The 11,424-nt window shown below is 39.1% G+C and carries 10 protein-coding genes and 1 CRISPR repeat array; of the genes, 1 reads left to right on the top strand and 9 read right to left on the bottom strand.

Features of this window, described 5'->3' with window-relative positions; translation table 11 throughout:
- The 4 genes from FFR48_RS19875 to FFR48_RS19860 form a co-directional block, all read right to left on the bottom strand.
- A partial coding sequence (locus FFR48_RS19875; protein WP_137668576.1) for a hypothetical protein occupies window positions 1–422 on the bottom strand: 422 nt, incomplete at its 3' end.
- Window positions 423–794: 372 nt separating this feature from the next.
- A CRISPR array of direct repeats spans window positions 795–1,596; the repeat unit is 37 nt; unit sequence GTTTTTCATAACCTTTTCCCCGCAAGGGGATGGAAAC.
- Between the two features lie 226 nt (window positions 1,597–1,822).
- The gene (bioF, locus tag FFR48_RS19870; protein ID WP_137668575.1) at window positions 1,823–3,022 is read right to left on the bottom strand and encodes an 8-amino-7-oxononanoate synthase; all 1,200 of its coding nucleotides are present in this window, start codon (window positions 3,020–3,022) and stop codon (window positions 1,823–1,825) included.
- A gap of 155 nt (window positions 3,023–3,177) precedes the next feature.
- Window positions 3,178–3,831: a Holliday junction branch migration protein RuvA gene (gene ruvA, locus FFR48_RS19865; protein ID WP_137668574.1), complete on the bottom strand. Its 654-nt coding sequence runs from the start codon at window positions 3,829–3,831 to the stop codon at window positions 3,178–3,180.
- Window positions 3,828–4,574 (bottom strand): sucrose-phosphate phosphatase, encoded by a 747-nt coding sequence (locus FFR48_RS19860; protein ID WP_137668577.1) that lies wholly within the window; start codon window positions 4,572–4,574, stop codon window positions 3,828–3,830. Before FFR48_RS19860 ends, ruvA begins: the two co-directional genes overlap by 4 nt.
- A 295-nt stretch (window positions 4,575–4,869) precedes the next feature.
- Here FFR48_RS19860 and FFR48_RS19855 point away from each other — a divergent pair, with 295 nt between their 5' ends.
- On the top strand, window positions 4,870–5,598 hold the full coding sequence (locus FFR48_RS19855) for a Uma2 family endonuclease (RefSeq protein ID WP_137668573.1): 729 nt from the start codon (window positions 4,870–4,872) through the stop codon (window positions 5,596–5,598).
- Window positions 5,599–5,677: 79 nt separating this feature from the next.
- Here FFR48_RS19855 and FFR48_RS19850 read toward each other — a convergent pair whose 3' ends face one another.
- From FFR48_RS19850 to FFR48_RS19830, 5 genes are all read right to left on the bottom strand, one after another.
- The gene (locus FFR48_RS19850) at window positions 5,678–6,235 is read right to left on the bottom strand and encodes a Uma2 family endonuclease (RefSeq protein WP_137668572.1); all 558 of its coding nucleotides are present in this window, start codon (window positions 6,233–6,235) and stop codon (window positions 5,678–5,680) included.
- A gap of 384 nt (window positions 6,236–6,619) precedes the next feature.
- A complete protein-coding gene (locus tag FFR48_RS19845) occupies window positions 6,620–8,263 on the bottom strand; it encodes an acetolactate synthase large subunit (RefSeq protein ID WP_137668571.1) in 1,644 nt (547 codons plus the stop codon).
- 164 nt (window positions 8,264–8,427) lie between these two features.
- Window positions 8,428–9,795, bottom strand: coding sequence for an NAD-dependent succinate-semialdehyde dehydrogenase (locus FFR48_RS19840; RefSeq protein WP_137668570.1), 1,368 nt, complete (start codon window positions 9,793–9,795; stop codon window positions 8,428–8,430).
- Between the two features lie 498 nt (window positions 9,796–10,293).
- Window positions 10,294–11,175 (bottom strand): ribosome biogenesis GTPase YlqF, encoded by an 882-nt coding sequence (gene ylqF, locus FFR48_RS19835; protein WP_137668569.1) that lies wholly within the window; start codon window positions 11,173–11,175, stop codon window positions 10,294–10,296.
- On the bottom strand, window positions 11,148–11,424 hold a 277-nt coding region (locus tag FFR48_RS19830; RefSeq protein WP_201277652.1), incomplete at its 5' end, for a hypothetical protein. The genes FFR48_RS19830 and ylqF, both read right to left, overlap by 28 nt.

Below are 11,424 nucleotides of genomic sequence, written 5' to 3'. Positions count from 1 at the left end.
GGAAAATAGCCTGTGATAAAAATTGATAATTTATCGTCCGAATGCTTCGCCCTTACAGGAAAATAGCCTGTGATAAAAATTGATAATTTATCGTCCGAATGCTTCGCCCTTACAGGAAAATAACCTGTGATAAAAATTGATAATTTATCGTCCGAATGCTTCGCCCTTACAGGAAAATAGCCTGTGATAAAAATTGATAATTTATCGTCCGAATGCTTCGCCCTTACAGGAAAATAGCCTGTGATAAAAATTGATAATTTATCGTCCGAATGCTTCGCCCTTACAGGAAAATAACCTGGGACAAAAATTGATAATTTATCGTCCGAATGCCGATGCTTCCAGCACACTTCGCGAACGCCCGTACAGGAGTCAGGAGTCAGTGGTTTGACTTTGCTTTTCCCTTCTGCCTCCTGCTTTGTCATAACGACAATTTTTCACACCCACTTGGTTAACTTTTGTAAATTTGAGAACTGGGGAAAATACAGCATTTTAACTACCAATATCCTTAATATTTCGTTGTTTGCGGGATTGTAACGGAATGTTAAGAACTTTGATAAGTTTGGCGCAAGCAGCTATAAAGATTTACATTTAGTAATGTTCTGTGATTTTGAGAAAATGTTGGTTTTTTGGGTTGACATCTTGGAGTTTTTCGGTTAAATTATTTTTATTGGCTGGAAACAGCAATCTGTACCAAGAAAATTGAATACTGACTTTGCTTGTTACATCTTTGTTTCCGTAGCTTGGCGCAAATGCTCTTTGAAAGCTAAATGTAACAAGGTTTCCGTGAGTATAGGGTTTTTCATAACCTTTTCCCCGCAAGGGGATGGAAACACTCCTCTCTCGCCGTTTGCTACTTTGTTATCATCAGTTCCGGTTTTTCATAACCTTTTCCCCGCAAGGGGATGGAAACGACATAAATTCTTTTGCTCTGCCCAGGTCTTCATTGTTTTTCATAACCTTTTCCCCGCAAGGGGATGGAAACCTAGCTTTCTCGAAGTGAGCTTGGAGGTTTTCTTGCTCCTCTTGGTTTTTCATAACCTTTTCCCCGCAAGGGGATGGAAACGCCTATGACCATCAGCCAGGAGTACAGCATATCTGACTTGATGGTTTTTCATAACCTTTTCCCCGCAAGGGGATGGAAACGTTATGCTCCTGAACCCAAGCGTACATTTCCCTACTGCGGTTTTTCATAACCTTTTCCCCGCAAGGGGATGGAAACTCTCTATCTTGAATACAAGGGGATTGACTAGAGCCGTAGTTTTTCATAACCTTTTCCCCGCAAGGGGATGGAAACCCTGGGAGCTGGGAAGCTCCGTCAAGAGCGTTGAACCGTTTTTCATAACCTTTTCCCCGCAAGGGGATGGAAACCCATTAGGGGCTACGGTGTATAGACGGCTGTACTCGCCATAGTTTTTCATAACCTTTTCCCCGCAAGGGGATGGAAACAATTTTATGCAATACCTATTTTAACTACCTGGGGAGTTACATTTTTCATAACCTTTTCCCCGCAAGGGGATGGAAACAACAAAATCTTAATCTGATGCAAACCATTAAAAGTTGTTTTTCATACCTGCTTCCCCGCAAGGGGATGGAAACATTTGATAAGCTTTTTAAATATGAAATTTGCCAAAAAAGTTTTGCATCCTCATTTTCGCAATAAACCCTAGCCATTCTCAAGATTATTGCTATAAATTCTCAACTATTTAACGAGTTTTGGTTTTTTCAGCCATTGATATTGACATACACTTTTTTTCTGGTATGATATGTGTATGATCCAAGGGAGTTATATATCTTCCAATAACCAGCAGGAATTATTTTCTAACTACACTTCTTTTAATACACTTCCTAAACTATTAACTAACTTATTAATATGCTCTTTTTCATGGGTTGCCATAATTGTCACCCTAATACGACTTGTTGGTACTGTGGGAGGACGGATAGCAGGAGCAAAAATACCCGCTTCTTTTAGTTTCTTACCTGCTGTTAAAGCTGTAGCTGCATCAGGTAATTGAAAACAGAAGATCGGAGATTGGGAAGGTAAGATTTTTAAGTTAGGTGTTAAGTTAGGTGTTAACTTAGTTAAATTTTCTGTAACCAAATGTTTTAAATAATCAACATTTGACCATAATCGCTGACGGCGTTCTGGTTGTTGTTGTACTATCTGAATTGCTGCTAAAGCTGCTGCTGTGTCTGCTGGTGATAGGGCAGTAGTGTATATCCAACTAGGTGCGCGGTTTTTGAGAAAGTCAATTAATTGATGACTTCCCGCCACATAACCGCCTAAACTTCCCAAAGCTTTGCTTAACGTGCCAACTTGGATTAACTCTCTGCCTGTACAACCAAAATGATCCACACAACCCGCCCCCGTTTTTCCCATAACTCCGGTAGCGTGTGCTTCATCTATCAGCAGCATACAACTATATTCGTCTGCTAGATCCAACAGTTCTGGAAGAGGACATAAATCACCATCCATACTAAAAACGCTGTCGGTGATAATCAAACAACGTCGGTATTTTTGACGTTCTTGCTTTAACTTTGCTGTCAACGCCAGAATATCACAATGGGGATATTCTATGATGGTTGCACCGCTAAGAATTGCCCCATTTTTTAAGCTGGAATGGTTATATTGATCTGATAAAATTAAATCTCGCTTTCCCACTAAAGCAGTAATTGTACCGAGATTTGCTAAATAACCAGAACTAAATACTACAGCGTTTTCCGTTTGTTTGGTAGATGCGATCGCCTGTTCCAATTCCCTGTGTAATTCCCGATGTCCAGTGAGTAATCTAGAACCCGTGCTGCCAGTACCGAATTGTTGAATAGCTTGAATAGCCGATGTTTTTAAATTTTCATCTGCTGCTAATCCCAAATAATCGTTACTAGCAAAATTAATCACCTCTTGCCCAGATAACAGCACAACAGCACCGGGTAGACTGCCAATAGTTTGTACAGAACGATACCAATCAGCCCGATGAATAGTTGTTAGTGATTCCTGTATCCAAGCGTAAGGATTTTTATTCATTACTCAGAAACGAAACAAACTAATTTTCAACACAAATAAACCTAAAATTGACCGATGACTCACGCAAAATACCTCTGTAACCTTCTTTCCTTTGTGTCCTTTGCGTACTTTGCGGTTCGTTAACAAGAACTTTCAACCCTGTCACCTGTCAAGAGTCACCTGCCACCTGCCATCTGAACTGCTTCACTACTGCTAAGATGAGCGATCGCTTGTTTAATCCAATCCTCCACATAGGCATCTTTAGTTAAACCAATATCTTCGCTAACAACGTGCAAAGCATGACTAACTTCATGGGGAGTGTAACCCAAAGCAAAGAGAGTCATTTGCACTTCTTCCAAAATACCTGGTGCTGGACCACCGGTAGCCACAAAAAACCCTGCTGACTTACGCCACTCAATCAGTTTACTTTTGAGTTCTAAAGATAAGCGTTCAGCAGTTTTCTTACCCACACCAGGGGTTTGAATGAGCATATTAATATTAGCAGCAATGATCGCCTGTACTAACTCTGGTAATTCCAAAGTATCCAAAAGAGCGATCGCTAAAGCTGAACCAATACCACTTACAGACAGCAGGTGACGAAATAAATCTCTTTCCGCAGGGGAAGAAAACCCATAGAGTACAGGAACTTCTTCCCGAATCTGGTAATGGGTAAAAATTTGTACCACATCACCAGTATTACTTAATTGGTTAGCGAGACGTTGGGGGATTTGTAAATCATACCCCATGCCATTTACCTCTAACGTGAGAATCGTGCGATTCGCGCTAACCGTTTGCACACCAGCCACAATACCTTTGAGATAGCTTATCATTTTAGGAACTTAAAGTATTTTAATCCTTCCATAATCCCCGCAGCACAATGCTTTTGTGCTAAGTAACGATATTCAGCAGGATACTGATTGTGCCATTGTAGTAATTCTGGTCTAGCATTACCGACAATGATACCCCGTTCCTCACCTACTGCGAATAAAGCAATATCATTACCTGAATCACCACAAACAACAGTCTGCTCGGCTGCAAATTGCCACTTTTGTCGTAGAAACTGCATTGCTTGACCTTTATCGCTGGTAAGGGGCAAAATGTCAAGGTCTATACCGCTACTATAAATTAATTTTATATTAAGTTGAAGTTTTTGCAATTCTGCCTCAAGTTGTGGTATAATACTTGCAAGTTTTTCTTCTAAGAAAAAACTGACCTTAAAAAGACGTTGTTCGGATTCTGGTTGTAATTCCAATTCGGGGAATTTTTGGGTAATATCCAGTATAGATTCCCTTTGCCATCCGGGAGCAAGAATTTTTGACCATTGGGGATCGGGAGTATCGCTACCATCGAGATAAATCTCCGTACCCACAGATAAAACCAGTGCATCAGGTTGGATGAGGTTCTTTTCCTGTTGGAGTTCGCGGTAGAGAAGGGGAGAGCGTCCTGTGGAGTAGACTATTTTTGTACCATGTTGTTGACGATGATTTTCGAGGCGATCGCTCAATTCTAGCAAAGCTTGATCATCACCAACAAGAGTATTATCTAGATCAGTTACAAATAAAAACTTAGTCACAGCGATATCCTCAACTTGCGTGGTTATTGACATCAATACTTGGAAAGATTATCGCAGACTGAGGAAAATTTAACATTTTTTATCAGAAGTGAGGAGTCAGTAAGGGTGTAGCACTGCTAAACCCGTACAGGAGTCAGAATATTTATTTATGACAGGAATCTATAAAAGCAACTTTTTTGATCATAATTCCATCAATTATCTTCTTACTTTGCACCTTTGCTTCTTGGTGCCTTTGCGCGAAACTTTAATACCAAGTATAATTAAAATAACGCTATTGAATAAGTGAATAAAAATCATGACTGAACAACTTTTAGACAAAGTTGATGATCACTATATTCCAGATGCTAATTTACTGATTACAGAAGACGATACACCTGTGGATAACTTTCCATCTGCAAAACAACAACGACTTTTAGTTAGTTCGCTTTACAGTGATTTAGAATTACAACCTTGTTTAATAGAAGCCAATGTAGGAATTTATCATACCGATGGAGAACCTGCAATAGTACCCGATGTCTTTATTAGTTTTGATGTGCAAACTCCCGAAGAATGGTGGAAAAAACAAAATCGTTGTTACATGGTGTGGAAATTTGGTAAATCACCAGAATTAGTCATGGAAATAGTTTCTAACCAAGAAGGTGAAGAACTCACCAAAAAACTGAAAATATATGAAAGAATGAAAGTCAACTATTATCTAGTTTACGATCCGAATCAAGAACTAGGAGAAGATCAATTACACATTTATCAATTAGTCGGTAGACATTATGCAAAAACCTCAGAAACTTGGTTATCAGATATTAACTTAGGTGTGACATTTTGGGAAGGAGAATTTGAAGGAAGAAATGATATTTGGTTACGTTGGTGTGATCAACAAGGAATGGTAATACCTACAGGTGATGAACGTGCTGCAAGGGAGAAATTAGAAAAAGAAGAAGCACAAAGACGCGCCCAAGAAGCCGAAAATCGCGCTCAATTATTAGTGCAGAAATTGAGAGAATTAGGAGTAGATCCTGATACAATTTAAAAGATGTTGGTAACGGGTAATGGGTAATGGGTAATGGGTAAATAATTATTTCCTATTTCCTATTCCCTATTCCCTAACTTTAAGGAATACCCGCTTGTTGAAAAATTTGTTCTGCTGAAATTACCAAACCTGGAAATAGAGAATCTTCTAAACTATCATTACCCCGTTTTGTTTGGGGACGTGCATCAGGATAAAATATAGTTACCGTTTTCGCTTTCGGATCTATTACCCAAACCCTCATTACACCTGCATCTAGATAATTTGTAGCTTTGGCACTCATTTCTCCAAAAGATTGATCAGGTGATATAATTTCTATAACTAAATCAGGAGAAATAGGACAAGCTTCATTTTCAATGACATCACTCAGAAAACGGGAATAAGAAACATATAATAAATCTGGAACAGGGACCCAATCTTTACTGCAAAGTTTTAAAATAACTGCCCATTCTATACCTACTTCCCCTTTATTTTCTGCCCATTGTGTGAGAATTAAACATAATGCAATAGTTAATCGAGAATGGAATCTTTTTGGTGACATTTTTGCTTTTGCTTCCCCGTTAACTAATTCATAAGTGATATCCTCTTCTGGAAGGTTGAGAAATTCTTGTAGTGTCAGTTGATTTTTAATAGCAATCATAAGTTTGTCAGAATCATAATGTCCAGGATTTTAGGATTTACAGGATTTGGTTTATCTGTGCTTATCTGCGTTCATCCGCGTTCTATTTTTGATATTTTTTATTTTTTATTGATGGTAGATAACTTTTTTTAACGAACCACAGAGGCACAGATGACACAGAGAAAAAATTAAAGTTAGTGAAGTTTAGATGTCTGCTTTTTTGGTTAATCTTGATTATATCAGATATTATTTTTAAGGATATAAAATAACATCCTGTACATCCTTAAATCTTAGATATCATCTCAACTTCACTTGATAACCCACCAAATTCATTTTCTGGGTAATCGGTAATAGGTAATGGGTAATTATATTTTTCCCAATCGCCAATTACCAATTACCAATTACCTAAATCTCACAACTTAACTCATCAGCTTTTTGCGTAAACTTGCGATTTTCTCGATAGTCTACCCTACAATCTATAACAGCAGGGACATCTTGAATTAAAGCTTCTTTTAAAACAGGAATTAAATCAGTTACAGACTCAACGCGATAACCTTTTAAACCCATACTTTCCGCTAATTTAACAAAATCAGGATTACCAAAATGGACAAAAGCAGCGTTACCTTTACCAAATTGATTTTCCTGTTTCCACTCAATTAAACCATAGCCACCATCATTAAAAATTAAGGTGACAAAAGCAGTACCCACCCGCAAAGCTGTCTCTAATTCTTGACAGTTCATCATAAAACCACCGTCACCGGTGACAGCAACAACTTTACGATTGGGATAGACTAATTTAGCAGCTAAAGCGCCAGGAATAGCAATTCCCATTGCTGCAAAACCATTAGAAATAATGCAAGTGTTCGGACTATGACAATGATAATGTCTAGCCATCCACATTTTATGTGCGCCGACATCAGAAATTACAATATCATCGGGTCCCATTACCTGCCGCAAATCATAAATTAATTTTTGTGGTTTAATGGGAAATCCATCATCATTGGCATATCTTTCATAATCTGCGCGAATATTTGGACGTAAACTAATAGCATAAGGATTAGGTTTACCTTGTCTATCAGCGACTTTTAAAATTTCATTCAGTGCATCAGAAATATCCCCTACTACTTCCACTTTGGGAATATAACTACTATCAATTTCTGAGGAAGTAGCTGCAATATGGACAATGGGAATATTACCTTCAGGATTCCATTTTTTAGGAGAAAATTCGATTAAATCATAACCAATTGCTATGACTAAATCTGCATGATCAAAACCACAGGTGATAAAATCTCTTTGTTGTAATCCTACAGACCATAACGCTAAAGGATGGGTATAAGGAATTACTCCTTTACCCATGAAGGTATTAACAACAGGAATATTTAATTGGGTAGCAAATTGGGTTACAGCGTCACTAGCTTGGGCGCGAATTGCTCCATTTCCTACTAAAATGATCGGGTTTACTGCTTGGGAAATAACCGCAGATGCAGCGCGAATACTAGCAAAAGCTGCATAGGTTTTTTCAATGTGATCTCTTTGTAAAGGTTTGCCTTCTACGGGCATGGCTGCAATATTTTCTGGTAAGTCAATGTGAACAGCACCAGGTTTTTCAGTTTGCGATCGCTTGAAGGCTTTTCTGACTACTTCTGGTGTAATACTCGGTCTAACTATCTGTTTATTCCACTTAGTAACCGGGGCAAACATAGCCACCAAATCTAAATATTGATGAGACTCAATGTGCATTCTATCTGTTCCCACTTGTCCGGTAATAGCTACTAATGGCGCACCATCCAGGTTAGCATCAGCTACACCAGTCATTAAATTTGTCGCCCCTGGACCAAGAGTAGAAAGACAAACCCCCGCCTTACCAGTTAACCTCCCATAAACATCGGCCATAAATGCAGCACCTTGTTCATGACGAGTGGTAATAAATTGAATGGAGGATTGTTTTAAAGCTTCTAAAACGTGCAGGTTTTCCTCACCAGGTAAACCAAAAACGTACTGTACACCTTCATTTTCTAAACACTGTACCAATAATTCAGCAGTATTCATGATTATTTCCTCAAAGTAATAATTAAAGGAGTCAGGAGTCAGGAGTCAGGAGGAAGAAGAAAGAATGAATTTTTAAACTTTTGCCTTTTGCCTTTTGCCTTTTGCCTTTTGCCTTTTGCCTTCTTACTGTCACCTGTCACCTGTCACCTGTCACCTGTCACCTGTCACCTCATCCAAACTGTCTTGATATTCACAAATTCATGAATACCTTGAATACTTAACTCTCTTCCATATCCAGAACGTTTAATACCCCCAAAAGGTAAACGCGGATCAGATTTAACCATGCCATTAATAAATACTGCCCCGGCTTCAATTTCTTGAATGAGGCGATTTTTTTCTGCTTCATTATTTGTCCAGGCACTTGCACCTAAACCAAAGGGTATATCATTAGCTAATTTGATCGCTTCATTAATATCCCTAACTCGGAATAATAAAGCCACTGGTCCAAAAAATTCTTCCTTTGCAATAGGATTTTCTACCGGAATATCTATAATAATAGTAGGTGGGTAAAAATTGCCAGGTTGATCTTTTAAAGCATTACCACCTGTGAGGACTTTAGCACCATTTTCTACCGCAATTTTCACCTGATTTTCTAAATCTTGGAGAATATCGGGTGTTGCTAATGGTCCAATATCTGTATCATCAGCCAAAGGATCACCGATTTTCAAAGTTTGAAATTTTGCTAAGAGCATTTTTTCAAACTCATCGGCAATTTGATCAGCAATAATAAACCGTTTCGCTGCTATACAAGATTGACCATTATTGATCATTCGTGCGGTGACTGCGGTGGCTACTGCTAATTCTAAATCAGCACTTTCTAAGACTATAAAAGGGTCACTTCCCCCTAATTCTAAGACAGTTTTTTTAATTTGTTTACCAGATGCAACCGCTAAAGAAGCACCTGCGGGTTCACTTCCAGTTAATGTAGCAGCTTTGATCCGATCATCTGCCATTAAATCAGCTACTTTTGTAGCACCAATTAATAATGTTTGAAAAACTCCTTTGGGAAAACCTGCACGGTGGAAAATATCTTCTATTGCTAAGGCACATTGGGGGACATTAGAGGCGTGTTTGAGTAAACCTACATTGCCCGCCATTAATGCTGGTGCTGCAAACCGGAAAACTTGCCAAAAAGGAAAATTCCAGGGCATAACGGCGAGAATAACCCCCAATGGTTGATATTTTATAAAGCTGTGACTAGCATCGGTTTTAACTGTGACATCAGCTAAGAAACTGGCGGCATTTTCGGCATAGTAACGACAAACCAGGGCGCATTTTTCCACTTCTGCGATCGCAGATTTTAAGGTTTTACCCATTTCCAAGGTCATGATTTTGGCAAAATCAGCCTTTTCCTGTTCTAAAATATTCGCTGCTTGGAGTAACCATTGCGATCGCTCCTCAAAACTTGTCTGACGATACTCCTGAAAACTTTGTTGGGCTAATTCCACTTTAGCCGCTATTTCACCATCCTCAAGCGGTTTAAATACTTTCAGAGTTTCCCCCGTAGTGGGATTAATGGTAGCAATAGCCATTCCCTGATCTCCTGTTAAAAACTAACTTCAGGTAGTTTCCTAGTGTTACACACATTCACGATAGCAGCTACCATCAAAATTGGGTTCCGAATTTTCTGACAGCATTTGATAAGTAGGGTTTGCTGAAAAAGTCTTGTCGTGGAGACAGGGAACAGGGAACTCTTAACAGGGAACAGGGAACAGTTTCAAGAGTTCGATGGGAGCGATTTTTTCTTTAAGTAGGAATTAAGTGCAAGGTTTTTTAGTTTCTCCCCCGCAAAAGCTTGCACTTTTTTAACTTCCAGCAGGCTAAGACCCTTTACCTATAATCTTTTCATGTTTATTCAGCAAAACCTACCTAAAGCTTTCTAACGTTAGTGACTCAGATCATCTGTGAGGCAGAATTGTCAACTTGCTACTTGGGCGATCGCCTCTGCTTACAGTCCCGACTTTTAACTAGTCAATTTCTACTCAAACCACTCATTTACTACTCAAAAAAGCCTGGAAACCGTTGTCAAATCAATGTGGTGGAATTTCTAAAGGTATATTACCTAAAAGTCCTTTGCGAAAATCGCTAACTAAAGTTCTAGCAGCGCGTTCAACATCTCCTTTATAACGATGTTCTGCGAGAACGTGCAAATATTCTTCTCCTGTGTGAATAATAGAATCAACTTCGTAGCGTGAAAGTAATGGGTGTGGTGGTAATAAATGAGGATGGCTTTCTTGCAGTTCGTTTAAAATATCTACAAAAGCAGCCGCCACTAATTGATTATCATAGGATGCTTCGCCAATATCATCACAAATTGCTAATTTGACTGCGGCTGCTTGATCATCTAATCTAGCAGGAATAACACCAGGTGCATCTAATAATTCTAATTGTTCAGAAATTCGCACCCATCGTAGTTGACGAGTCACCCCCGGACGCGCAGCACTTTCAACAACCCGTTTTCCTAGCAAGCGGTTAATTAATGCTGATTTTCCCACATTAGGAAAACCAATCACTACCGCACGCACTGGACGGGGTAACATTCCTCTTTGTTTTCGGCGTTCATTCAATTCTACCCCGGCTGCTTGCGCTGCTTTAGCTATGGCTGTGATACCTTGACCATGTTGAGCATTAGTAAAATAAGGGACTTGTTCTTGGCCTTTAAACCATTCTACCCACAGCGATCGCACTTGGGGGTAAATCATATCTAAACGGTTAATTACTAACACCCGCGACTTACTCCCCACCCATTCATTCATTTGCGGATGGTTTGTAGCTAAGGGAATACGTGCATCCCGCACTTCTAATATCACATCTACCCTTTTTAACTGTTCTTTGAGATTTTTTTCAGCTTTGGCAATGTGGCCAGGATACCATTGAATAAGATTTAATTTGTAATTTTGTGTGATGGACATTGGTGATTGGTGATTGGTGATTGGTGATTGGTGATTGGTGATTGGTGATTGGTGATTGGTGATTGGTGATTGGTGATTGGTGATGGGTGATTGGTGATTGGTGATTGGTGATTGGTGATTGGTGATTGGTGATTGGTGATTGGTGATGGGTGATTGGTGATTGGTGATTGGTGATGGGTGATTGGTGATTGGTGATAATTGTGGTCTTTAGTTTTGCCAAGAGAATTTAAGTAGGCGTTTAATTTTGGG

It is taken from the genome of Sphaerospermopsis reniformis (assembly GCF_005402885.1).
In the GTDB taxonomy this organism is placed as follows: Bacteria; Cyanobacteriota; Cyanobacteriia; order Cyanobacteriales; family Nostocaceae; genus Sphaerospermopsis; species Sphaerospermopsis kisseleviana.
This window is presented reverse-complemented; position numbering and strand designations above follow the sequence as displayed.